Source organism: Rhodobacteraceae bacterium IMCC1335 (genome assembly GCA_039640495.1).
Classification (GTDB): Bacteria; Pseudomonadota; Alphaproteobacteria; order Rhodobacterales; family Rhodobacteraceae; genus Thalassovivens.
The window spans coordinates 2,733,951-2,759,044 of record CP046864.1; the positions used below are offsets into that span (position 1 = coordinate 2,733,951).

The following is a 25,094-nucleotide window of genomic DNA, read 5'->3' on the forward strand; positions in this document are numbered from 1 at the left end:
AGTTTTCTGGTCATGATCCATTCGCCGAGACTTCCGCAGCCACGAGGGCGCGCAACTCATCTGCGCCGAAGGGATCAAGAGGTTTTCCATTTACGAAGAAGGTGGGTGTCTGGCGCACGCCAACCGCTTCCACATCGGCGCGATCTTGATTGAGAACGCCAACGGTCTGAGGAGCCATCATCTGCGTTTGCGCGTTGTCAGCGTTAAGACCAGCTTGTTCAGCGATCGCAAGGATTAAACCGGGCGCGGGGGCACCATGGGAGGCCCACCGGGGCTGGAACTCAAGGAGTGCTTCGAGGACCGGCTCAAAAACGCCCTGCATGCGTGCCGCTTCGAGCACACGAATGGCCTGTTCTGAGGCTTCACCGTGGAAGGGGGTATATCTCAGCACGACGCGTACATCGCCGTCATGCTCGGCCAGTATGTCCTTCACAATCGGATGGAAGGCGCGGCAGGCTTCGCAAGCCGGATCGAAGAACTCGACTATAGTCACAGGGGCTTCTTCCGGACCAATGATTGGAGAGTAGGACCGGATTAGTGTTTCCGCGATTTCCGGCTGGACTAGCTCAACCTGAACCACCGAGGCCGAGCGCGACTGAAACCAAACGGCGGCCGCAAAGACTGCAAGACCGACGAGAAGGACCGATAGAACGATCGATTTGTTTTTCATGTGCGTGGTTCCTTCAGGGAGAAAATGGACAGGACCACGATCAACCCGAAGGCGATCAGCGACAAGAGCGGGATTGGGACGCCGAGGAAGACCTGATTGTCATCGGTGCAAGACGGGCCGGTCGCTGTGCAGGGCTGGATGCGCTCCGGGAGAATTCCAGTGTAGAGGCCCAGATGCCAAAGTGCGATGGCGGCCCCACCAAGGGCGAGCGCAACACCGTAGCGGCCGACCCGATGATCTTCCCACCAGAGACCAAGGCTAAGAACGATGGCTAGCGGAAACATGAAAGCGCGCTGAAACCAACACAGATTGCACGGAGCCTGCCCCAGCACCTCACCGATATAGAGCACGGCCAGGGAACTTCCCAAAGCGACGATCCACGCGGCGGTCAAAGCCGTCTCTTTTGACATCAATCGGCTCATATCGACATCCGCGCCTTAAGGTCAGAAAGAATTTCTTCAGCTGATGTGCCATATGTCCAAGCCCCGACATATCCGCCTTGGGGATCAAAGAGGAACAGCTGAGAGGAATGCCCCATCGTGTACCCATTGGGCGAAGCCGCCTCTTCGATCTTCTCGTAATATACACGGAAGGTTTCGGACGTTCGCTTGATCTGATCCGCTGTACCGGTGAGACCGATGATATTGGCATCAAAGGCCGGGACAAACCCTGCCAGTTGTTCGGGCGTATCACGTTCCGGATCAATCGAAATAAAAAGAGGCTGGACTTGGGCCGCGTTAGAGCCGAGCCCATCCATGACGGCGGCAACCTCGGCCAAGGTCGTGGGGCAGACATCAGGGCAATTCGCAAAGCCGAAGAACACGAGCATCCAGCGCCCTGCGAAGTCTTCGTCCGTCTGCACCTTGCCTTGGTGATCGGTCAGTTCGAAATCCGCCCGGAACGCAGGATCATCAGCCCGCGGTTCGCTTCTGGTAGAAACCTGCAGCCAAATGAACCCAACAATCGCGATTGTGACGAGTCCCCAAAGCATTTTTTGTAACGTAGAAAATCTCATTGGTCGTATTACGCCCGATTCCGCCCATTTTTACAGCAGTCTAAATGTTCTAGCTGCTAGAGGTTCAAGCTATTTCTTGGCTAAGAAGCAGCCCTTCACGGACATGTGATTACAGTGCTGGCTTGCGCATGCCAATAGCTATAGCTACCAACACTATAGATATGGAGGTTGCATGCTGACAATTGGAAGCTTGGGAAAGAAGACCGGAACAAAAGTCCAAACCATTCGATACTATGAACAGATCGGCCTGATGCCCGAACCGGGTCGCACTGAAGGCGGGCAGCGGCGTTACGGTTACGCCGAAGTCGATCGCTTGTCCTTTATTCGACACGCGCGCCAGTTGGGATTTCCGCTGGAGGCGATCCGCGAGCTACTTGATCTTAGCGACAATCCGGATCGATCTTGCCATGAGGCCGGCTCCATCGCTCGTCGACAACTCAAACAGGTCGAATTGCGGATGGATCGCTTGAAAGCGCTGCGCACAGAGCTGAAACGGATGATCCACGAATGCAGCGGAGGCAATACGGCCGACTGTAAGGTTCTCGAAGTTCTACGCGATCATTCTCAGTGCCTGACCAACCACGATGAGATTGGAGCCTAGTAATGCCAGCACTGGCCGCTTACCCACTCGCCGCATTGGCCGAAATTGCCGGTTGCTTCGCAATCTGTACCTGGTGGCGGCTCGGGGCAACCCCATTTTGGATACTCCCGGGAGGATGCGCCTTGTTAGCGTTTGGTTGGTTGCTGGCGCAGGTCGATACCACCGTCGCGGGGCGAGCATTTGCGGCTTATGGCGGGGTGTATATCGCAGCATCAGTTACGTGGATGTGGCTGGTTGAGGGCCAGCGGCCTGACCGGTGGGATGCAATGGGAGCGGCTGTCTGCCTCTTTGGCGCTGCCGTCATTCTCCTAGGTTCACGCAGCGCTTAAAGTTAAGCCTTTAACCTATAGTCACTGTAGCAATTATACCTTACTCAAAGACGATTCGAGGAGATGTATGATGAGCGCAGAAGACCGGCTGTTAGCAGCCACCCCAATCCTGAATTTCGGCCATCCGTCGATTGAGCAGTTGGTTGCGGAAAGAGGGTGGAAAGCTCTTGCGACCCATGACCGTATTGGCGCGGTCTACGATTTCGTACGCAATGAAATTGCCTTTGGGTCCAGCCGCGCGCCTTTCGAGTCCGGCGAAGTGCCTCGCCGATCTGCTCGGCCGTGCGTGCTGTGAGGTCCATGATGCGGCTCCTTTTACGGAGTAGCGTAAATCAAAGTAAATTACGCCGCAACGTAAATATTTTATTTTTACGCCACAGCGTAACATGCGAGCTACACTCACGACTGCAGCCCCGCAGCGCAGACCTGCTCGGGCGTCACCAGCTTTGACGCAATCAAATCCTCGGTCTGCCGGTTCGTGATATGGCGGCACAGGGGATGGCGCTCGTGAATCCACTCGGCGAGGCTCGCACGGCCTTTGGCTTCGGCCTCTCGCGCCTTCTCACGGTCGGCCTGCACCTGGGCAAGCCCCTTCTCCCACCGGCGCATCTTGAACCAGTTGTCTGAGAAACAGACCTTGCTGCGCGTGTAGCCTTCGCTTTCGTTGGCATAGGCTTTGATCGCTTGCTTCAGGTCATCGGGCTCCACACCGGCTTTCTCAGCCGCTGCAATCAGGCGCAGAGTAGTCCGCCGGTCTCGGATCCTGTCTTCGGGATAGGCCGCCAAGATCTTCTCAGTTTCAAAATCTTCAACCTCCGCCGCCGCCTCGCGCCTGCGCGTAGGTGGTTTATGGATGGTTTTAGGATGGTTTGGGGTCCACCGTGAACCCCGTACCCCGTTCACCGTGGACCCCGTACCGGGTTCAGGCTGGACGGGGTTCACAGTGACCCCCGTCTCAATGTCGGGCTCGGCGGTGGGGTCGAGCGCGGCCACGCGTTCCAGAACGATGCGGTAAATGACAGTGTAGCCGTTCTTGCAGTGTCGCCGCCCTGTCTCGATCAAGATGCCTTCACGCAGGAAGTCGATGATGGTGCGCTGGATCGTGCCCTTGGAGCACCAGATGCCCGAGCCATCATCGCTCGCCTTGTCAGCCAGGAACATGATGATCTGCTTGCGCGCGGCGCTGCCAAAGCGGCGTTCGGCGCATTCGTTTGCGATACGCCAGCTCATTGGACCACCTCACCGGTCAGAGGCCATGAAAAAGCAGACTGAGCGTTTGCGGTGCAGCACGGGCCTATGCTATTGTCCATTGAAAGCTGACAGGCTTTTTCTATTTGGCCCCGGTTCACAGTTGCCGCTGTGACGGGGCCTTTTTCGTTTTGAACCGGCGAAATTGGCTTTGAAACTTTCGCTTTTTGTTCACTTTTTGTCAGGGGGTGTTTTGCACCCTTAAGTCGTTGTTTTTGAAGTCTCTCTTTCTGGATTGCAAAAACAGTTACACTCGCCCAAACTTCCCATTTAAATACTTAAAAACAACGACTTAAGAGAAATTTACCCTTCAAAATCAGCTTACACAGTTGATACACAGTTTTCACACAAAATTGAGCAAAATCAGGGTGTTGAACACGGTAATTATGCCCCTGGAAAAGTTGATCCTCAGACTGCTAATGCGAACACAATGTGCAGGATAAATTCTGCTTTTCTGACAGCACTAGTACCTCGTTTTGAGCAGCCCCACTTGAGTGGTCCATATTGAAAGTTAGTGCATGATCGGCCTTTGGTCCATCGGGATGATGGCTTCGGGCGCTGGTGGGCGGTATCGTCAGATACGAAGATGTATATTCCAGGAATTAACGGAGAAGATAAATGAAGCGAGCTTTAATTACTGGGATAACTGGACAGGATGGCTCTTATCTAGCAGAGTTTTTGCTGTCAAAAGGTTATGAAGTACATGGAATAAAGCGCCGTTCGTCGCTTTTTAGCGGCCTCACCTGAAGACAAGTATAAGACGATCATACGCGTAGCTGCGAGTGATATGAGTGAAGATGAACTCGCTCAGTGGATTAGGAAAAACCTGGAAAAGATAAAAAGTTAATCTCGAGCAATAGTCTGTTACTTCCGAGGCTTAAGGGTTCCGATAAGCGCATTTGTGGTGTTGAACACACAATTCTTGCTTTAATACAACACACGGACTTACACATTTACATACACACCGTACATTTAATAAAAATAACTATTTAATTACAATTATTTAAACGCGTACATTCCATTGCAAATCCGTGTACACCGGTTCGATTCCGGTACCCGCCTCCACAACATCTTGTAGATGTTAGTTAAAACCTACCACGTCAAACTACATGTAGTCATTAAATTTCCGTACACAATTTGTACACAAAATTAGATATGAATTTTCACAGATTCATGTTACTCCATAAAAACAGATACTTATGGACTTTTTAGCATGAGCTACGGCGTAGAATCTATCCGAATACACAAGAAGCTGAGGCTGGATAAACGTGCAGGCAGTGACAACTGGTATGCTCGTCTGACACTACCAAATGGCAAACGCCTGGTTAAAACAACTAAGACTGAAGATATAGAAACAGCCAAAGAAGTGGCGCTGCGTCTTTATTACGAAGTTGATGCTCGCATTCAAAACAAACTGCCAGCAACTACCCGTAAGTTTGCGGATGTTGCTAAACACGCCATCGCACGTATGGAAACAGAAATACGTGAGGGTGTGGGTAAGCAGGCATACAGAGACTACACTCAGGCTCTAAACAAATGGCTCATTCCTTACTTTGGCACCACTGATATAGCAAAGCTGGATTTGGCTGCTGTAACGGCGTTTGATGCGTGGCGTACGGCACAGAATGGGCGGGTGCCTGCGCAGAGTACCATCAATAATCACAACTCAGCACTAAACCGTGTACTGGACGAAGCAGAACTCAATGGCTGGTTAGTAAAGTCACTGCGCCCTACCCTGCTCAACAAAGGTGTGAAGACACAGAGCAGAGGCAGCTTTAGCGTTGAGGAATATCGTGTAATTTATTCCGCACTAAGAACGTTCCACAAAAAGACACCCAATGAGAAGTCAGCCGCCACAAGAGAAACTCTCCGAAACTATGTGTTATTCCTAGCCAACACCGGTGTGAGGCATGGCACTGAAGCACTGGGATTATGTTGGCGCAACATCGAATGGTATGAGCGTGATGGTGAGCGTTACTTGGCAGTCAATGTGGATGGTAAAACAAACAAGCGAACAGCAATAGCTAGAGATAGCGTTGAAAATTCTCTTTGGCGTCAGGCAAAGTTAAATCCACGCATTCGTGCAGCAGACTTCGATAGTTTGATTGCTGCTAAGTTAGACGAGCCAGTATTTACCACAAGGCTTGGTGAGACAGTTACCGTGCACAATCTCAATCGAGCATTTAACGCATTGCTGGCGGAATTGGATTTAAAGACTGGTGCAGATGGTAGGACACGCACGCTGTATAGCTTCAGGCATTTCTATGCCACGCTGAACTTGGAACGTGGTGTGACGACACACGCATTAAGCAGACAACTTGGTAACAGCACTGAGATGATAGACAGGCATTATAGTAAGTACAGCCCGTTGCTGAATGCTGAGGTGCATAGTGGGCGGAAGCGGTGACTAGCTGCCAATCCTTTCAAAGTGTTCAATATCAAAAGGAGCCCCTTAATCATCCACAATGCAGTCCACTATTCTTTCATGCAAATCTGGGCCCGTACGTTTAAATCCCAAAACTCCCGAAATTGCTTTGACAAGTTCTTCCATAGGAATTTCACCACTTTCTTCAGTTATAAGTTCGGCACAGGATTTTATCTCCTCTTTGGATATAAATTCAGCCTTGGTCGTAGGAGTAGTTTCTTCTGATCTATCCCTTACTGAAACCTTATGAAATTGTTCTTGAGTTGCCAAAAAGTTCATTTTTTCTAAAAACATTCCATTAGAAACGCATTTTTTCACAGCATTCTTGACGGCTGATAAGATCCGAGATCCAACTTTAGTCTTTCCATGCGCTGTGGTGTACCTACGAGCCAGCTCGTTAACATGAATTGGACCTTCAATTTTTACGATTTCGTATAATGCGGACATAATAGTCGAAAGTGGTTGTTCATGTGGCTCAAAACCATTTGGAACGCTTATTGTGGCCTTAGTATACTTTGGAACCTCTATTTTAGTTTCCAAAATTATTATTTCATCAAGCTTAGGAGTATCAACTTCATTCTTGATTTTTGGTGCGTTATGGTTGGAACCTTTTATAAAAGTTCCAATCTCCAACTCTGCACAATTTTCCAAAACTGTTTTTAGACGCTCCAATTCTGCATTGCGTCTATGAAACCAATCAGTGCTCCAAACTCGATGGAACTTCCAACCGAATCCTTCCAGGACATTTTGCCTTAAACGGTCACGTTCTCTGGCCCACAAAGCTGAGTGATATGTTGCACCATCACATTCTACGGCGAGTAAAAAGTTATTTGAGCCTCTCTTTCGAACCCCAATATCAATTCTGAAACCTGCAGTACCTACCTGATAGTCAACCTCATAACCCATTTTTTTGATTTCAAAAGCTACATCAACCTCAAAATCGCTATCAGGCTCTTCTGTAGAAACATCTAACGCAGGTAGAAAACCATTTTCAGCAAATTGCAGAAATTTCTTAAGAACTTTAGGTCCTTCTTTTGAAGTTCTCGACGGATCAATATCAGCGGGATTAAATGAAGTATAAACTTCACATGCTACTCGTGACCTACTAAATAGTACGTTAAGTCTTCGTTCCCCACCATCCGAATTAATTGGTCCAAAGTTCATTGTTGATAAGGCCTGGTTAGGTTCAAATGGACCGTAACCAACACTTATCAATATAATGTCTCTTTCATCACCTTGAACATTCTCAATATTTTTTACAAAAACGTTTTCAGGTTTATTTTCCCGAAGACACATATCTAGCACTGAATTATGGCGGCGTTTGAATTCAAGTATTTCTGTTACCATATCTGCTTGCGATTTTGAAAATGTGACGATCCCAACGGAAAAATTAGGATGACTTGACGCTAACTCAGTTAATCGATCAACTACAGCTTCTGCCTCTATTCTATTGGTTCCGGCCCTTCCTTGCCCTTTACTTGCGCTAGAGTATGCCCCGGGCACTCGGTTTAGGGACAAACCAAAAAAACCATCTTGAGCCATAGGGCTTGGTGGAAGAATTAAACGGCTATCATAGAACTCTATATTTGATACCATAATCAAAGAAGGATCACGTGACCTATAATGCCATTCCAGCATTGATTGATGCATGCCTCTCGCTTCACATAGAGAAAGAATACTCTCCATTTCTACGGCCTGAACAATTGACGGGCTTTCATCTTCTAAATCTTCAGCCTCAGCATTATCTATTAGCCTGTCAAAAAAAGAAGTGGGTGGCAGCTGTTTCTGATCTCCTACAACTACAATTTGTTTGGCTCGGGCGATTGACCCAAGAGCATCCTCAGGGCGCACTTGACTTGCCTCATCAATAACAAGTAGGTCAAACTCGACCTTTTCAGGGGGTAAATATTGAGCCACAGAAATAGGGCTCATTAAAAAAATAGGTTTAATACGAGAGATCATATTACCCGCATGTGTCATCATATATCTTAAAGATTTATGTCTCCGCTTTTTTGCTAATTCGCCACGAATTAAACCCATTTCTCCCACTGCACCTTTGGGCAAATTCTCTAAATGAGATTTGAGAATTTTCTTACAGGTGAAATCCACTTTCTTTTCTTCTAAAGATGAGAAAGTACTAACTAGTTTATGTCTATCTAGTTTAGAAATTTCAGTTAATTCTGGAAACTTGTGTTGGCAAATACGCCACTTCTCTTCGAAAATTGCGAATTCAATTTCACTAGCAAGCAGACTGTCAGATATTTTTTTATCATCATGTGCTTCTAAGTACGCCTCAATACCTTTTTCGATGAGTGTTTGACGAGAAAAGTGAAACTCAGTCCATTCCGGATACAACGAAAGATGATCCAAAATTTGTTGAAACTTTTGGTCGCAAACATCCAACGAGTTATCGTCCAACATCAACTTACTTTTTAATAGATCTAAAGACCCAAATAAGTTTAAACTCAATTCTTCCGCCTGGTTATTTACAAATTCCTCCAGGTTAGTGGCTTTTACTTTTGCAATCACTTGTGGAGAACAATCTTTCATTTCAGCAGGAAACTTTTTGATCCAATTGAGCACTTGTTGAAGCTCTGAAACTTCCGTCCTTTCAGCTCTCCAAGCATAGTCAAGTTTCGAGGAAAGATACCCAGCCTCTGCTTCAAATAACTTTTTCTCTTTTGCCGCCACAATTATGGCGTCTATAAAATCTAAGCGATCGCTAGGTGAATGGGGCAAAGTAAATTTGACATGGGTTTGCAAATCTTTGCAAATTCTACGGTAGGGGCCAAAAACTCGTTTAAACCAGCTTGTCGTTCCAGCAGCAACAGCCGACCTAATTGAATTATGGTCCAAGGACCATACCGTGTCAGCTACTTTTTCAGATAATGCTTTTTTAGATGACGCCCAAGTGGCTGTCGCTTCGAGACCATCAAAAAAACGTCCGTCTTCACTTAAGGGTTTAAGCAGTTCATAAAGATTTGTATCAGAACTTGGAAAATCCCTCAGGTGTTTTACGAGCTCTACATGCTCTGCTACGGCATTTACAGATGCATCATTCATAGTTTCAAGTAAGTCTGCTATCGTCGAAGCAAAAACTTTCCAATCACTAAATTGTCTTTGGAAGTTACGAATTTCGTTAGGTAACCTCTGAACATCAAAGGGTTGTATGTCTAAATTTTGTACCCCCAAGAATGGATGAGAATTATAGCTGCCATATTTTACTTTTAGTCCTACATATTTTTTGACAGAATGCAGTAACTCGTCAATTTCACTGAAAGTTAAATGCTCAAGATCAGGCAATGAAATTTCCGGCGGCTCGACTCCTTCACCCATTAATCTTGAAATCTTTGCTAATACCGAAAATGCAGAATAGTCCCTATCGGCAACTACCTCATGCAGCATACCTGAAATTTCGTTCAATCTATCTCTATGAATGGTGAGATCCTCATCGACAGACTGTGCTTCCACAATTGATGAGCTTTTTGAAAGGGTCATACCAATTTCGCCTAACACAGCCTTCTTATTCGCAGTCTTCGAATGTAATTCTAAACATAGATCACTAAGGCCAACTTTAACCATTCTTTGGTACACAACATTCAAAGCAGCCATTTTCTCAGCGACAAATAACACTTTTTTTCCACTGTGAGCTGCAGCTGCTAAGATATTAGTGATAGTTTGAGATTTCCCAGTACCCGGCGGACCCTGTACAACAAGATTTTTACCCGAATTAACTTCTTCTATCACCTTAGTTTGACTTGAATCAGCATCAATTACTTGAAAGATGTTTTTTACATCAAGGACTTCGTCAATTTTCTCACCTTGACCGATTACTGGTTCTTCTGACCCAAATCCAGACACTAGCAATCTATCAATAATATCATTTTGGGTTAAATCTTGGAGTGTCCAGTTCTCTGGATCTAGATCTCGAAGCATCAAAAGTTTTGCAAAAGAGAAAAAACCTAATTGCATTCCATCATGGTCGACTGACCATCTACCTTTGTTACCAATTATACTTTCAATTTTGTTAAAATATTCAGTGGGTGACCATTCATCAACTTCCTCAATTTCGGGCAGTTCAATCCCAAAATCATTATAAAGACGTTCTTGCAGCGGTAAGTTGGTGACTATGTCCTCGTCACGGCTCACTAAATCAAGGGTAGAAGTCTTTGCATTTCTAACTAACTCTACCGGTAAAAGAATTAGAGGAGACTCTCGCAAGACTTCTGATTTTTCATCTTCATACCACCGCAGAAAACCAATGGCTAAATACAGAATATTCAACCCTTGTTCTTCTTCAGACGTTCTCGCTGCGCTAGAAATTTTCAGAAGTCGTTTTTGCAAAGCGTCCGGCGTCAGATCAGTTTCGATTATTAAATCGGTATACCTGGTTTCATCAACTTCCTCAGATATAGCCAGCAAAATATCATCTTCTGAGACCTCGTCTTGTTCAATGCCAACACCCAGAAATTTCATGCGCTTAGAATCTTCTTTTAAGATTTTGAAGATTTCATTCGACTTCTCATTAACTACATTAATTAAGTTTCCACGCTTCGTTGAACGATTGACATGTATCAGCCTATTACGTGTTCCTGTTTCCACTAAACGCTTGCGAGTTGCTTCTAACTGGGTTGCGATTTCAGACATTCAGCATTCCTTATTTAACGTCTCAGCTTAAAAGTAGTGAGCCGTTAGTGACAAGGAAAAATTCTTAAAATTAAATATCGTTAAATTGCTTTTTAAACACTTATGATTTTTTTTAGAAAAGGTTTATCATTAAAAATTGCTAGCATTTCAATTGGTACAATTTGCTAGGCACAGTTCTGTGATTGACGTCTAATTATAATCTTTTGCTTACTTCCGAGTATCGGCAGAATGGATTGGCGAGTTGCATTTGCCGAGGGGTCATACAGTTTACATTAAATAGATTGTCTGAAGCCACCAAAACGGCAGCGCATTGCGCTCTAGAAATAGCAACGTTGAAACGGTTTGAGCTGTACAGAAATTCCATTCCACGGGGGGCGTCGCTATAAGTAGAGGTTGCCATTGAAAAAATAGCTATTGCTGCTTCTTGACCTTGAAACTTATCAACGGTCCCAACTCGAGCTGTTGGGAGTAGTTTTTGAATTTCGAATACATGAGCATTATAAGGTGCAATTATGACAATATCGTTTAGCGTAATCACTTTCTGAGTACCGCCACGATCTGTCCAAGTCTCGCCAGTTTCCAATATATCTGCCACTAGTTTCTGGACTGCGGTGGCCTCTTCAACTGATGAACTAGTATTTCCGCCATGAGACACAGGAAGAAGGTATAAGCCTGGGCCATCTATTTTGCCACTAGTATTAACAGACTGATTTTCGCAACCAGAAACAGCAGTCAGCTTGTCTTCATAAAACATTTCGGAAACAAAATTGCTGATTTTTGGATGCATCCTATAGGTTACGCCCAAAAATAAACCCTCATTGCTGGCAATGGTTTTTCGTCCATCTAGCAAATGGTCTAAGGCGGAAACTCCAGTACCATCTGGATGCGTACCCTGCATTGGTTGTTCTAATTGCTGAGGATCACCTAAAAGAATAACTGTTTGTGCCGCATGAGCTAAAGCCAACACATTGGCTAATGACATTTGACCCGCCTCATCGACCACCAAGACGTCTACCGCTTCAAAAGCATCTTCACGGCTCCAAAAAAAGTGAGTTGCTCCAGCCACCTGAGCAGTCCCGTCATTAAGTGAAACAAGCACATTATCGTTGGTTTTAGCGAATATGAGGCTTGGCGAATTCGGCTCAACGCTTCCCATTTCTGGCTTTTGTATGCAGGTTAAATCCATATTTAGTTCGGCAGCTGCTTCACGGGTTTTATCAAGAAGGTTACGGATCACTTTATGACTATTGGCAGTGATACCTACTTTTTTACCCTGCCTGACTAGCTCACAGATAATCCGTGCTCCAGTAAACGACTTTCCAGTCCCGGGAGGGCCTTGAATAGGAAGAACTCCTGAAGTCAAAAAGCTGGCTAAGTCGATAGATCTAGAAAGAGCAGTTGTATTATCATCCTCAACTGAAATGCTGTCCATCGGGACTTTGGACCGAAGAAGGAGATCCCTTGAGCTTTTGTATGGACCTTCACCTAAAATTCCATTTTCGGCAACATACTCCCCTAATCGAAGTAGTGACGCTGCCTGTTCCTTAGGATCGATGAACTGATGCACAAAGATACCTTCTGGGTGTATCTCAGCGGATGCTTTTGACTTTTTTATATCGATGGTTTGTTCTTCAAATGAGATATTGGATATTGTACCTAATTTTGCCCCACCTACATTATGAACGCTTTCTCCACCTCTAATATCAGTGTCCTGCATATCAAAGCTGTAGCGATCAGTTGGAATGCCCGTTTTGCTCGCCGCAATAGTTTCTAAAAAGCTTAGCCCGGAAAGACCTGCTTTTTCATCATAAAGTTCAGCTTCATTAAGATCTTGGAGCCTAAACTTTTCCCACCACACAGCCTTATTTTCTCTACGGTGCCAATCAAGAATATGAGCTAAAAGCCATAAGGCAGTTTGTTCACTATTTTGCTCAGCTGCATCTACTGGCACATCCTGAACCAATATTTCGATCAGTTCTTGAATACGCTTTTGCTGAGCAGTTAGCTCTTCGCTAGGCTCATCGTATTTAGGCGCTGGACGTGTGATTGGTGCGCCCTCAGATAATTTTTGATTGCGAAGATCTTCTAGCCAATCACGTAGCTTCAGTGTCGCATAACAGTCGTCAGCATTATACTCCTCTACAATAGATTTTGCTTCATCGCTGATAGAACCAATGTTATTCAACTCAAGCCCAGCGGTCACTTGCGTCAGAGCAACATTAGCATCATGCAATGAAACCTTACGTTCGTACCCACAAAATGCCTCAAGCTGTTTTAAAGAATAACTTTCTACACTTGCCCGAATAGTATTCTTTGTCACAGACAATAGGTCTACTAGAACTAACCCACGCAATAGGTTGTCCACTTCATTCTCACGAGTGGCATACCTGCCCATCAAGCGCTTTAAAGCGCCAGCTTCATAGCCGCCAAAATGATAGATGTGCATGCCTGGATACTCTTGCCGTCTTCGGCAAACGAAATCTACAAACCGTTCAAAAATAGCTTTTTCAGAGACACGATCTAATGCCCAGTCGGCCACATACTCATGTTCTCCGTCATCATTGGTTATGCTATAACCAAACAAGTACTCGATACCGTGTTCGCCAACGAACTGATCACTTTCTATATCAAAAAATACATCCCCTGGGTTGGGCTCGGGTAGTGCGGACAACCCAGTTTCAGGGACAAATTCAAGGAATTCAAATTTTAAATGGCCGGCTTCTCGGGCCTCAACTTGAATTGAAGCTTGAGCCAATATCTTTTCAAATGAAGAAATAGAAACTTTCTTCGGTCTAAAGCCCTCAGGCAACTGCCAACTAGCAAACTGTTTCATTGTGTTGATGTTATGTGAGCCGAGTTCTTTAATTTGATTTTTAGATATCCCAGCTACCAGACAGAGATGATCATCATTCCGGCGGCGTTTTTCGCAGTCTTTTTGCCAGCGGCAAACGTCACAATGCATTTTAGGTTCTGGATACGTCACCGCCAGGGCAGATAGATCAACAGCGACTTCTGCTGCTAACTTCACGCCTCGATAATAAGCGCTGTAGTCAGCATAGCGAAACTCTTCAGGCTCAAATTATTCCAGGGCGAGACTACATACATTCGTTCTGGCGCACATCCTTGGACTTGTGCTAGCAAATCAGAGTAGAGACAAAGCTGCAATAATGTGCCGCCTTTAGTTTCACGAGCGAGCTTTGTATCAATGATTTCATATGAATAGGAACCAAGTGAACTGGGAATATTAACTTTACGTAAAATATCGGCACGACCAACCCATCGTTCATTTTTTAATGCGGCCTGAACTATGTATTCGTCTCCTGCAATCATTGCGGTTTTGGTCGCCTCAACAGTAGCATCTGAAATGTCTACGCCGTCTATGACGGTAATCTGACACCCCTTGTTTCTGAGGTGTTCAATGTAATCGTCTTCATGCCTCTGGCCTCGTTCCTGTAACAAGCGAAGCAGTGGGTCATAGCTATCGGGCTGATTTAATGTCCTATTAGCAACTTGGACGTTAAGAGATGTAAGGTGGTCACAATTAAGATGACCAATGAGATCGCCAGAACTCAACTGTATGCTGTTTTCAACACATTTCATGATTTGTTTGCCAGTTGTGCTTAAGATTTAACGTGAATGAAAATTACAGCTATTCCCAAGTGAAATCTACTTTTCTGAGTTTGGATTTCTGCGCTGAACTTAACTGTTTCTGCCACCTTCTCTGGTAACGTATCCATTGGCCTAATTTTATACCGTCTTCAATTTGTGATACCGGAACATTGGAGTGACCTTCTCGGGTATAAAATTTCAACAAAGTATTGAAACCCTCTTCCCATGCGTGGGTACGGGGATCCCAAATGAATCCTAATCTATCTAATTCTTCAATTTGTTGTTGTGGGAGTTTATCATTTTTACGGCTTTGTCTGGCTTTAACAACCCAGTTACTTAATTTGTAACCGTCGGGTGTTACATATCCTTCTCGGATTTTGTTCCCTTGTGGAACTTTTGAATGTCCAAATTCCTCTACAAACTTTTTGAATTCAGAAACCCCTCTGTCCCAAGCTGCGGTATTCGCCACCCATATAAATCCTAACTCGTCTAATTTTTTCTTCTTGTCCGGCTCCAAGTGTTCCCTTTTATTTCGTTGATCTGAAACCCAGCCTCCCAGATTATAGCCATTATGAATGGTTTGTGTGTTTAACTGTGTGATTTCATCATTGAGCAAAAAATCCTGTAAGTGACTAAATCCCGCATCCCAAGCATCTTTTACCGGCGCCCATTCAAAACCTAATTCTTTTAATTCTCTTTTTTTATTATCTGAAACTTCGTACTGAAACTGTAAAATTGTCAAGGGGCGAGGATGACAAGCTCTGCGCCTTTGTAATTGTTGACGTTATGGCCTTAGTTTTGTTAAAAAGTATGTTGGGAAAAGCTAACGGAGCTAAAGTAGCAGGTAAGTTTGCTGAAAAAATAGATCGATTGATATCAAAAGAACAAAACCCCTTCATGGTTACAGAAGCAATTAAAGATCTTTGTAATCTGAACCAATGCCGCCAATCTGAGGATATTTTTTAGTGTCCCGTTACGTTTTCTACGACTTCGAAACTACTGGCATTAGCCCAGCGTTCGATCATCCGTTGCAATTTGCGGCAATTGTTACTGACGAACATCTATACATCAGAGCGGTTTTCGATTTTCAATCACGCTGAAACGCATTTATCGCATTTTACTAATTGAAATATAAAGTATCACTAGCTCTTCTATAGTCACGTTTTGTCATGTCTTGAGCCTTAAAAAATTTTATGTTTTAAGAAGGTATAGCTCTTTGAATGAAAAGCCGAAAGGCCATAATGTGAAGAAAACCGCAGACCAAACGCAACGAAAGGGCTGGCAAACCTTACTAGCTCTATTGCTTATAGCATTTGCAGTTTCAATAGGATTTGCTCCTTTGTTTGAGCTAATTGAAGATGGCATTGCTGCAAGAGTTATTGGATCTTCATTCGGAGCAATATTTGTAGTAATTTTAACTATGTTCCTGCTTAACAAGCAAACCGAAATTGAACAAGAATCTAAAAAGAGTGAACGAGTCTTTGATGAGAAAGTAAAAATTTACCAAAAAATATTAGATATAACCAGTGAGATGCTTATCGATGGCCAGTTAACTCAAAAAGAAATAAATAGATTGCCATTCCCACTAATTAGATTGCAAATGCTTGCTGGTGATGAGGTAATTCAGGCATTCCAGAAGATTTTTGATAAACTAAATGAAGTTTACGCTGAAGATGGTGAGATTGTTGAAATTCAGGATGAAGATAAAAATGAAATATATAAATTGATTTCAAATTTCTCTGGGGAATGTCGAAAAGATTTAGAAATATCTAATGAAAAGGTTGATAAAAGTATTCAAGAGGCAACTGTAACTGCAATTTCTAAGTCTGATAAGAAAAAAAATGACCAAACTAAATTTAAATTTTCTGGAAAAATGTTACCAAAAAATCAATATGTTTATAGTGTTATAACTAATTATCTGAATGAAAATCCGAAACTTACATTAGAACAATTTAAGGAATACTTTTTCGACAAGGATTTTGATGGAAGTCGTAAAGGTCAGTATGAAGCCTGGAAGACTTATGAAGAAATCATGGATATTCATCGCAGCGGGATTGGCACAATTAGATTTTATGTCAGTAGCAAAAGAAAAGATATTGCTACAAATAAAGATATGGTGCTGAAGCTTGCAGACGCAGAGATATGTTTAAGTAATTTTTGGGGTATTCAGCATATGGCACCCTTTAAAGAACTAATGAATTCCAAAAATATCAGGTTAGAGTAATAATATGCCTTCTATCTCAAAAGAAACCTATGTGACCAGAAATTTTCAAAAAATTTCTGGCAAGAGGTGGGAGCTTTATGTCATCACCAGAGTTATTCATTTATTAAACGATCCAGATATAGAATATGTCTGCCAGCAGTATATCAAACCACCTAAGAACGAAGGACATTATCTTGCAGATTTAGCGTTTCCATCACTTAGGTTATATTTAGAAATTGACGAAGGACAGCACGGAAACCAAGACCATAAACTTTCTGATATAAAAAGAGATGCAGAAATCCTAGAGGCTACAGATTGGCAATGTCAAAGAATTGCTATCTTCGTGGAACAGGGCAATACAAAGGTTGATAAGAAACTTGAAGTGCTCAATAAAGAGATAGATGATTTTGTACAATACATACGAAATAGGAAACAAAATTTAATTAGTCAGGGAAATAGTATTTCCTGGAACTATGAAGAAAAATATCTTCCAGAGACTTTTATAAAACAACAAATAATAAATGTTAAGGATAATGTTGCATTATTAAACCATAGAGATGTTCTGCGCCTTTTTGGTTATACAAAAGGGCATTATCAAAGAGCTGTTTGGACAATAGATAATTTTCATGAAATTGTATGGTTCCCTAAGCTTTACCCTAATGCAGATTGGGTAAATGAATTTAATGAAGAAACCGGCTCAATTCTTCAATTTAGAAAAGATAAAACACCACATCCAATGCCGGCAGAGGATGATCCTGAACGAATTGTTTTTGCACACCAAAAAAATACCTTTGGTCAAACACTATATAAATTTTATGGAGTGTATGCTCCGGATATTTCAATGTCAGACCCTGTAAATCATTATTTTAAAAGAATTAAAACTAGTATTGATCTAAAAAAATACTTCTGACCTCGGTGTCAGATCGCACTTGTTTGAAACAGGATGGGAGTAATTTTAGCGTTTTGTTTAGAACGCAATAGATTGATCGCCATTTTATGCTTGAGCTTGGGTTCAGACATACTGGCGGATGCAATGGATATTGAATTTGGTAGTTTATACACCTGCGGTTTGCTCCACAGACCTGATCATGACTTTTTTCACTATGGAAACTCAGGAGGTGTGTAAACCTCATCGCCGTTAACGCAAACTTTAACGCCTAACGACAAATCTTCTAATGAAAGATTTTTTCGGTCAATTGCATCGCAAATTTTGGAAGTAACGTAATCACTAATCTGCTTGGCCACATGTCGGTTTAAGTTTCCCACTTCCAGAGAATTTACTTTAAGTATCAGATAAAAATTACCTTTTTGACCAACTTGTATCTTGATTTCGGCTTCAGCCTCGTGATCTCCACAAAGAGAGACAATCATTCCTTTCTCTCTTAATTTATTGTTAATATCTTCTAAAACATCAAAAAGTTCCGACGGCGAGCTTAAAAATAGTTCTTTCAATAAAGTTCTGTCTATGTGACCAGAGTCTGCCATAGCTTGAATTTCTAGATCATTTGGTCGTTTAAATAAATAGAAACATAAATGTCTTCAAAGGACGAATTAACTTTCGATTGTAGTTCATCCGGAAGGCTCTCAATGGCTGCATTGGCTTGGTTGCTGAAAAAGTTTCTTTGCATGTTAAAGGCTCCTTCGTCCTCTTCAGAATATTGATAAATATCTGATGAAATTCTTACCTCGAAATATAAAGAAGGGTCATCGTCATCCTCAATGGCGAAAAAAAATGTTGCCGATGCATTCTCATCGTCTCCAGTCAAAAACTTAATTCTGCCCGCTTTGGAGGCCTTTTCAGCTATCGTTCCGAGATTTTCAGCTAGCGCTTCGTTGACAAGTTTCGCTAAAGTTTTTAATTCTGACATCTTATATCCCCCTGCAGTTTCGGATCCATTAAATATCAAACGAACACAAGAGATCAACATTTTTAACGAAATGCCAAGCTAACATCGCTCCATTCGTTTCGAGTTAGTTCTAAAGTAGCCTTTGGTGGTACGCTGTTCAAAAGTTTCTTCAACTTCTTATGTTTGGATCAAACCTGCATATAAGCTTCAGTCAAAATAGAATAGCTTGCTTTTATATCTATTTAGGAATTTTTTTCACCCAATATGCTTCTAATCCAGAGTGTGCTTCCATAGCTAATCCAATGTCGTCATCAAACTGGAATATCTTTCATTAGCAGAATCCCATTATACATAAAATAATTTGACTTAAGATACAGTTTCGTATCAAAAATTAACAAAGCAACGTGATTGAAGGAGGCACAATTGCCGAAATTTAAAGCTCTTGTTGATGTCAATTTTAAAACTAGCGGTCTTCTAAAACATGATGATGAATCTTTCACATACCGCAACTTGAACTCTGATGAAGTGACATCAGAAATACAGAATATAGATTGGTCAAAATTTAAATTAGACCTTGTAGGTTATGATACGACTGACGAATATGATGGAACGGGCATTGCAATCCCTATCAAACCAAAAGTAGGTTCGGTGTCTCTAGAATTTTTATCAGATCGATCTGGTCTAAATATTTCTATAAATGATACATTGAAAGTGCCACTAAGAGCAGGAGTCAAACAGCACTTCACAAGCTTAGGGAATAACTTCAAACTATCTGTTATAGGAGTATCATATCTCAGCGGGGGGTGGACTGATGGGTTCAAAAGTTTGATCGATGGCTTAAATGACGAAGAAAGAACTACATGGAACATCCATATAGAAAACTATGAGTTCTTATAAGTTGTAATTGGGGTTGCTTTTTACACTTTTCTGGAGGCCTAAAACCACAAACTCTGGTGTATGTCATAACCAATTGTCTATTTTCGACTGGGAACCGAACTTCTTGTCATTTGCCCGCATTAGAAAACTCCAAGTCTGGTCAAGCAAGTACTCGGTACACGCCGAAGATCTTCTGGACAGGAAGATTAGTTTTAAATCCGATCTAAAAGGCATGGTATTAGTATTGTTACAGAGCATCTTAGGAAGAGCTAAAGGAGCCAAAGCAGCAGGTAAGTTTGCTGAAAAAATAGATCGATTGATATCAAAAGAACAAAACCCCTTCATGGTTACAGAAGCAATTAAAGATCTTTGTAATCTGAACCAATGCCGCCAATCTGAGGATATTTTTTAGTGTCCCGTTATGTTTTCTATGACTTCGAAACTACTGGCATTAGTCCAGCGTTTGATCATCCGTTGCAATTTGCGGCAATCGTTACTGACGAACATCTAAACGAGGTTGATCGTGTAGATATAAGGTGCCAGGCGGCTCCTCACATACTTCCCTCACCGATTGCTTTACACGTCACCAATATAAAGCCTGAGCAAGCCATCAATAAAAACCTTCCAACTCCTTTTGAGTTTGCTCAAACCTTACAGAAATTTACGAAAGATTGGGCGCCAGCTTGCTGGCTGGGTTATAACACCATCGCCTTTGACGAACCCATGATGCGTCAAATGTTTTACCAAAACCTACAGCCAGAAATATTTGCCACCCAGATGAATGGGAATAGCCGGTTGGACGTTATGAAAATGGTTTTTGCTACCCATGCAGAGGCACCTGGCACTCTAACTTGGCCAGTTTCTGACAATGAAAACACTAGCTTTAAACTTGATCGTTTAGCCCCTGCAAATGGCTTCGCTCACGAAAATGCACATGATGCTTTGGCCGATGTAGAAGCGACCATTTTTATATTTAAAAAAATAAGAGATGGTGCACCCGAACTCTTCAAAAAGCTTGTCGAAGCGGGTGATAAAACTATCACCTCCAGTTCACTGAAAAGCTTTCTTCCAATGGAAGTTACGCTTCGGTTTGGAGGAAATGCGCCGAAGACTTATCAAGGATGTTACTGTGGTAGTAATAAAGATAACCCAAACTCGATCGGGTTTGCAGATTTCGAACTTAACAAAGCTGAAGAATTCTCTCAGGCATCCAAACTTTCTGTTTCTGAAGCAATTGAAGGAACACCCAAGAAAATCCGAACTTTAGCTGTAAACAGATCTGAAACTTTTCGAGTGATAGAGAACCCTTCAAAAGAGATGCTTGAGTTTTGTGAAACCATTAAAGAGGCCAACAAATTACAAAGCCTTGTTTCTGAAGTTTTAAGCAAACGGTATGCCGATACTGAGCAAACTAACTTAGAAGTGGAAGAAAGAATTTACTCAGGGTTCTATGGTAACTCTGACAAAGAATTACTCGAACAGTTTCAAACTGCATCTTGGCCAGAACGAGTTTCAATCATAAACGATTTCACTGATGAACGCCTAAAACAGTTAGGTAAGAGGTTGATCGCTTTTTACGCACCAGAGCTTTTGACTGATGAGCAAAGATCTGCATTTAAAGCATTTATTCAAAGGCGATGGAACACTTCCATGGATGATGCCCCATGGACAACTGCAGAAGATATCTGGGCCAGCCTTAATGAATTAAAATCAGAAATTGACGAGAGTAATTGGCGAGAGTTTTATCAGGCTAGGATTAATTCAGTAGCCGTCTGAGCATTAGCTATAGGCTAGGAGTAGACCGAGCAAAATAATACCTCCTATGATCCACCAAGCGGCACCTGTTTTGAACAGCCAGTAGATCACCATTAGGATAAGGCCAGCTATCACCAGTTCAAAAATCAAACGCCATTATCCTTGTAAGCTCCTGCCCGTTCGCACCTCTAATTAAGCAATTCCACTGCATTACGCAAAGCATTCTCATTCACATCAATATAGCGTTGTGTTGTGCTCAGATGCTTGTGTCTGGCTAGCACCTGAACCAGGCGAGCGTTGATGCCTCTGTCAGCTAATTGTGTAACAAACTGACGTCGTCCACTGTGACTGCTGGCGCCATCTATGCCTGCCATCTTATACAACCTCTTAAACAGGTTCACTATGGTCTGAGCGGTAAAGCCACCACCCTTAGCACTGAACAACAGCGGTGCTGATATATTACTGGTATGTACGGGGTATTGCTTGGCAAACTTCAGCAGCTGTCTTCGGAGTTTGCTGTTCACCAAAACACTGCCACTGTCAGATCCTTTGGTTTGATCTGCGCTTAGGTAGATGGTGTCTTTAACACCACCAGACTCATCAAACACGTCACCAACACGGAGGGCCGCAATCTCACATGCTCGTAGCCCCGCATAAAAGCTCAATGCTATTATTGTGTGATTGCGAGTTGGATAACGCAGTGAATTTACGATGGCAGTAAGACGTCGAAATTCTGGTTCAGTTAATAGCTTGGCTTGTTTCATCTAGGGACCCTTAAATGTTTGGTTTTGCTATCAAACATTATAAAGTCATATATTTTGAAATCCGACTGAAAAAGGCAAAATTTTAACCAGTTGATATCATTACTGGAAGACAAAGATGTTATAGATTGTATATTCTATAACATATTTTTTGGTGTTGATTTTACTGGCGAGATTACTTTTGAAGATCTACACGAATTTTCGTATTGAGCTTCAAAATATTCTTACGACATTCCCAGTGCTGCTTTGAGCTTTTGAGGTTTTTACGAAGCCACTGTTCATGGTGCTGTTCTCGACGGAGTTTCTTTTTTAATCCATGAACTGACGTCTTCATATCAGTACGTTAATTTCGGATTTGATGCCAGTCGATGCGATTTTATTAAAAGAGCCACCATCTTTTGAAAATACAAGGCGTACCAAATGTAGATACGCCTTGCTGAATTTATCTCGCTCGTTTTTTTAATTTACGGATCTGGCCACGAACTAATGTATCGAAATTGCAATGCTTTGATACGCTAAAATTATAACCCATAACTGCACCTCCAAATTCAATTTGGAGCTTTTGCATTTTCCTATGGTGTGAAATCTCAACGACCTTTCCTCCTTCCTTCATTACGATTTTTTTAAGTGTTCTGTAATTTTTCTGCATTTTGCCCTCTTATGTTTTAAGCTACGCAACCATCAACGAGGCCAGCTAGGTAAAGGCTGTACAATGCGTCTTCCATGCAGGTGAACTGAGCGTTCTCTACAAAATTTTCGAAAGAGTTATACGACCCAACTAAACCGGCGCTGCTCGTTTCCCCAAGCTCTTCGATAATTACGTCTGCTGACAGAACGATTTTTTTTAAATTTTCCATTTTAGTCTCCTATTTGATGTTTGGAAATGTTGAAAACTCTGTGTCCTCAATAGGTAAAATATATACTTTTTTATCAATAAAATAAGTGACAAGACGAGTGATTACCTTGTCCAACGGTCCTGTCCGAACTTATAAATTCGAATGCGCCCATAGGAAATCCTATCGAATATTAACTGTGTGGATGGCAATAAGATTCAACACAATTCAGGCCTGACTTAAGTGACATAATACGCCTTTAACTGGTAAGGTTGACCTATTCACTTTGCTTCGGGAGAGAGTTAAATTGTTTAAAAAATGGTCAGGCGATGGCACCTATTATCTACCTGCAAGACAGGTTGAGCCGTATCGATTGTGGTTTGAGTTCCTCAAGCAAGCTCATAGAGATCCAGAAATTGACGTGGATTATAACCATTACAAAGAGTGGGGAGAATTTTATGCGCAAGAATTTGGCGAATGGTGGAGCGGCGCTACTTGGAGACTGCTCTTTGCTGTAGACGCTGGTGTCCGAGTTCTTGACCATGGTGAAATACCACCCACAGATGAGCATGCTTTGCTAATCAGGTTACCACTCAACAAAGAGCCTAAACAAACTCTCAAAGACATTGAGCAACTGCTTGAGCAGCACGAAGCAGGAACCAAGCTGGGTAAAATCAGCCAAGGCAAGTTTGCTCTGTCAGATAGGTATGAACAGGCATTTTTAAAATACTTACCCAATGTTCGTGTGATGCTGAGATGTTATTCTTATTGGCTTGATAATGTTGAATTGCACAACCGTGAACGCACGAGCAAAACCGCAGTTGACTTTTATACATGGGCTAAATCCAGAGATAACCTGATTATAGAGCGTAAATACAAGTACTCGAGACCACTTATCCCCTTTGCTGTTGCTGAATATGCAAAACAAATCTTAGCAAATGAAAACCCAGATGAAGACCAAAAACGTGCATTTAAAAGATACCTGCAGAAGGCACGTAATTTAGCTAAAAACGCATCAATGGGTACCTTCCCTGGCAAGTATTAAGGGCTATCTGATCAAGTAACCAATTTGTGTTTTTGTATGTTCACGTAAATGATCATATTGATCTGCCTTTGCATGAAGTAATTTCTGGTTGTTATTCCTGCGTAATGCATCCGCTTTGTTTGAAAGATTAATCAACAAACACATAATCGCATGAAGTGTCATATCTCTGTCACTGGCTTTATATGACCTGTAATATGAACTGCATTTGTTAAGCCAATTGGTGCTGAATTGATCTGTTGTAATACTTGGATCAATTGCTTTTATTTCCTTATATGCGTGTTTGATAAATGACATGTGATAACTCCTCTTATGAAGTTATTTATTGGGTCAGTTGATATGCTTGCCTGACAGCAAGCAGCAAGTTTCAGTTTGCTTCGCAAACATCACTTGCATTTTCTTTTTCAAATAGTTTTTATTTATTTTATATAATTGAATATGGAGATCATTTCTTAGGTGGGAAGTCATACCAACGCCCCTTTTGGGCGCCAGTATGGAGCTCATTTCTTGAGGCCTTGCACCATCCACATACACACACACCTTATAGGCTGGGTAGGTTCCGCTATCACCCCATTTACTGTGCCACGCTACGCAAGATGTAACGCCGTATGTGGAAGGCTGATGATACTTAAAAAGCAGAGCAACTGTTACACCTTTGAGGGTTACTTGTTTCCAAGCGTTGTATCCCTCTCACTAGGAACTCTTAATTTAAGTTCCTGTTCAGATCTTTCGATCTTACCACCATTCCTCTCAGCAGAAATTTTGTCAGGATCAGTCCTGCAACTTTAAGGCACCCCACTGGGTGTCTGCTGAAGCGAATAACGAGCAATTCGATTATGATGACGTTTTCAAAGTACGCCACCACGGCATTATAACAATTGGCGTGCCAGCCTTAATCCCGTTTGTCTTTATGTTGATGGTACTTTGCCCACCAGCTCTGTTTTTCCAGCTCATAATTGATGCCAGCTAGTTCGCAAATGCGTTTCATTTGATCTCTGAACGCAGCAACTTCCACGGCGTCTTTGTATTGATTAACCAATTCAATATTGGCTTTATCAAAGGCAGTTAGCTCGTCCACCTTTATGGCTTTTCCAAGCTCTTTTGCTTTGGCTAATTCTGCCTTCAGCAGGTCAGTATTGAATTTGTCTTTTTTACTGGAGTACATCTGTTTTTCCGTTCACAGTTATTTATCACGGAGCGCTATTAATATAGCTAAAACAGTTGAAACCTTTG

At 42.6% G+C, this 25,094-nt stretch carries 24 protein-coding genes and 2 pseudogenes; 13 read left to right on the top strand and 13 right to left on the bottom strand.

Annotated elements, in window-relative coordinates; translation table 11 throughout:
• Positions 1–10: 10 nt before the first annotated feature.
• Genes GN241_13190 through GN241_13200 form a run of 3 tightly spaced genes read right to left on the bottom strand, consistent with a single transcriptional unit; the run spans position 11 to position 1,685 of the window.
• Positions 11–670, bottom strand: a complete 660-nt coding sequence (locus tag GN241_13190; protein XAT58224.1) for a thioredoxin domain-containing protein — start codon at positions 668–670, stop codon at positions 11–13.
• Positions 667–1,092, bottom strand: a complete 426-nt coding sequence (locus GN241_13195) for a disulfide bond formation protein B (protein ID XAT58225.1) — start codon at positions 1,090–1,092, stop codon at positions 667–669. Before GN241_13195 ends, GN241_13190 begins: the two co-directional genes overlap by 4 nt.
• Positions 1,089–1,685 carry a redoxin domain-containing protein gene (locus tag GN241_13200; GenBank protein ID XAT58226.1) on the bottom strand — a complete coding sequence of 199 codons (597 nt, stop codon included), beginning with the start codon at positions 1,683–1,685 and terminating at the stop codon, positions 1,089–1,091. The genes GN241_13195 and GN241_13200 overlap by 4 nt, the downstream gene beginning before the upstream one ends.
• Before the next feature lie 172 nt (positions 1,686–1,857).
• On the opposite strand from GN241_13200, the gene GN241_13205 reads away from it, so the two are divergent.
• From GN241_13205 to GN241_13215, 3 genes are all read left to right on the top strand, one after another.
• Positions 1,858–2,286 (top strand): MerR family DNA-binding protein, encoded by a 429-nt coding sequence (locus GN241_13205; GenBank protein ID XAT58227.1) that lies wholly within the window; start codon positions 1,858–1,860, stop codon positions 2,284–2,286.
• 2 nt (positions 2,287–2,288) lie between these two features.
• Positions 2,289–2,615, top strand: coding sequence for a YnfA family protein (locus tag GN241_13210; protein XAT58228.1), 327 nt, complete (start codon positions 2,289–2,291; stop codon positions 2,613–2,615).
• Between the two features lie 70 nt (positions 2,616–2,685).
• The gene (locus GN241_13215; GenBank protein ID XAT58229.1) at positions 2,686–2,910 is read left to right on the top strand and encodes a hypothetical protein; all 225 of its coding nucleotides are present in this window, start codon (positions 2,686–2,688) and stop codon (positions 2,908–2,910) included.
• A 104-nt stretch (positions 2,911–3,014) separates the two neighbouring features.
• On the opposite strand, the gene GN241_13220 is transcribed toward GN241_13215, so the two are convergent.
• Complete coding sequence (locus GN241_13220) at positions 3,015–3,845, bottom strand: hypothetical protein (protein XAT58230.1); 831 nt, start codon at positions 3,843–3,845, stop codon at positions 3,015–3,017.
• Between the two features lie 636 nt (positions 3,846–4,481).
• Here GN241_13220 and GN241_13225 point away from each other — a divergent pair.
• Both GN241_13225 and GN241_13230 read left to right on the top strand, forming a co-directional pair.
• A pseudogene (locus GN241_13225) lies at positions 4,482–4,598 on the top strand (NAD-dependent epimerase/dehydratase family protein).
• 478 nt (positions 4,599–5,076) lie between these two features.
• The gene (locus tag GN241_13230; protein ID XAT58231.1) at positions 5,077–6,270 is read left to right on the top strand and encodes a site-specific integrase; all 1,194 of its coding nucleotides are present in this window, start codon (positions 5,077–5,079) and stop codon (positions 6,268–6,270) included.
• Positions 6,271–6,315: 45 nt separating this feature from the next.
• Here the strand turns inward: GN241_13230 and GN241_13235 are convergent, their stop codons facing one another.
• The 3 genes and pseudogenes from GN241_13235 to GN241_13245 all read right to left on the bottom strand — a co-directional run bounded on the left by GN241_13235 (position 6,316) and on the right by GN241_13245 (position 15,286).
• Entirely contained in the window at positions 6,316–10,935 is a 4,620-nt protein-coding gene (locus GN241_13235) for a DUF3320 domain-containing protein (GenBank protein ID XAT58232.1), read from the bottom strand.
• A 193-nt stretch (positions 10,936–11,128) separates the two neighbouring features.
• Positions 11,129–14,535, bottom strand: a pseudogene (locus GN241_13240) (TM0106 family RecB-like putative nuclease).
• A 49-nt stretch (positions 14,536–14,584) separates the two neighbouring features.
• Positions 14,585–15,286 carry a hypothetical protein gene (locus GN241_13245; GenBank protein XAT58233.1) on the bottom strand — a complete coding sequence of 234 codons (702 nt, stop codon included), beginning with the start codon at positions 15,284–15,286 and terminating at the stop codon, positions 14,585–14,587.
• 44 nt (positions 15,287–15,330) lie between these two features.
• On the opposite strand from GN241_13245, the gene GN241_13250 reads away from it, so the two are divergent.
• The 4 genes from GN241_13250 (at position 15,331) to GN241_13265 (ending at position 17,657) form a co-directional block, all read left to right on the top strand.
• Positions 15,331–15,510 (top strand): hypothetical protein, encoded by a 180-nt coding sequence (locus GN241_13250; protein XAT58234.1) that lies wholly within the window; start codon positions 15,331–15,333, stop codon positions 15,508–15,510.
• On the top strand, positions 15,510–15,644 hold the full coding sequence (locus tag GN241_13255; protein ID XAT58235.1) for a hypothetical protein: 135 nt from the start codon (positions 15,510–15,512) through the stop codon (positions 15,642–15,644). The genes GN241_13250 and GN241_13255 overlap by 1 nt, the downstream gene beginning before the upstream one ends.
• 116 nt (positions 15,645–15,760) lie before the next feature.
• Positions 15,761–16,768, top strand: coding sequence for a hypothetical protein (locus GN241_13260; protein ID XAT58236.1), 1,008 nt, complete (start codon positions 15,761–15,763; stop codon positions 16,766–16,768).
• Between the two features lie 4 nt (positions 16,769–16,772).
• Positions 16,773–17,657, top strand: a complete 885-nt coding sequence (locus tag GN241_13265; GenBank protein ID XAT58237.1) for a hypothetical protein — start codon at positions 16,773–16,775, stop codon at positions 17,655–17,657.
• Positions 17,658–17,848: 191 nt separating this feature from the next.
• Here the strand turns inward: GN241_13265 and GN241_13270 are convergent, their stop codons facing one another.
• Entirely contained in the window at positions 17,849–18,232 is a 384-nt protein-coding gene (locus GN241_13270; GenBank protein XAT58238.1) for a hypothetical protein, read from the bottom strand.
• Positions 18,233–18,243: 11 nt separating this feature from the next.
• Positions 18,244–18,615 (bottom strand): hypothetical protein, encoded by a 372-nt coding sequence (locus tag GN241_13275; GenBank protein XAT58239.1) that lies wholly within the window; start codon positions 18,613–18,615, stop codon positions 18,244–18,246.
• A 402-nt stretch (positions 18,616–19,017) separates the two neighbouring features.
• Here GN241_13275 and GN241_13280 point away from each other — a divergent pair, with 402 nt between their 5' ends.
• From GN241_13280 to GN241_13290, 3 genes are all read left to right on the top strand, one after another.
• Complete coding sequence (locus tag GN241_13280; GenBank protein ID XAT58240.1) at positions 19,018–19,491, top strand: hypothetical protein; 474 nt, start codon at positions 19,018–19,020, stop codon at positions 19,489–19,491.
• A 103-nt stretch (positions 19,492–19,594) separates the two neighbouring features.
• A complete protein-coding gene (locus GN241_13285; GenBank protein XAT58241.1) occupies positions 19,595–19,882 on the top strand; it encodes a hypothetical protein in 288 nt (95 codons plus the stop codon).
• The gene (locus tag GN241_13290; protein ID XAT58242.1) at positions 19,882–21,246 is read left to right on the top strand and encodes an exodeoxyribonuclease I; all 1,365 of its coding nucleotides are present in this window, start codon (positions 19,882–19,884) and stop codon (positions 21,244–21,246) included. Before GN241_13285 ends, GN241_13290 begins: the two co-directional genes overlap by 1 nt.
• Before the next feature lie 167 nt (positions 21,247–21,413).
• Here GN241_13290 and GN241_13295 read toward each other — a convergent pair whose 3' ends face one another.
• Entirely contained in the window at positions 21,414–21,989 is a 576-nt protein-coding gene (locus tag GN241_13295) for a tyrosine-type recombinase/integrase (GenBank protein ID XAT58243.1), read from the bottom strand.
• A 662-nt stretch (positions 21,990–22,651) separates the two neighbouring features.
• Positions 22,652–22,843, bottom strand: coding sequence for a hypothetical protein (locus GN241_13300; protein ID XAT58244.1), 192 nt, complete (start codon positions 22,841–22,843; stop codon positions 22,652–22,654).
• A gap of 283 nt (positions 22,844–23,126) precedes the next feature.
• Here GN241_13300 and GN241_13305 point away from each other — a divergent pair, with 283 nt between their 5' ends.
• Complete coding sequence (locus GN241_13305; GenBank protein ID XAT58245.1) at positions 23,127–23,864, top strand: hypothetical protein; 738 nt, start codon at positions 23,127–23,129, stop codon at positions 23,862–23,864.
• 3 nt (positions 23,865–23,867) lie between these two features.
• On the opposite strand, the gene GN241_13310 is transcribed toward GN241_13305, so the two are convergent.
• Both GN241_13310 and GN241_13315 read right to left on the bottom strand, forming a co-directional pair.
• Positions 23,868–24,158: a hypothetical protein gene (locus tag GN241_13310; GenBank protein XAT58246.1), complete on the bottom strand. Its 291-nt coding sequence runs from the start codon at positions 24,156–24,158 to the stop codon at positions 23,868–23,870.
• A 595-nt stretch (positions 24,159–24,753) separates the two neighbouring features.
• Positions 24,754–25,026 (bottom strand): hypothetical protein, encoded by a 273-nt coding sequence (locus GN241_13315; protein ID XAT58247.1) that lies wholly within the window; start codon positions 25,024–25,026, stop codon positions 24,754–24,756.
• Positions 25,027–25,094: the final 68 nt, after the last annotated feature.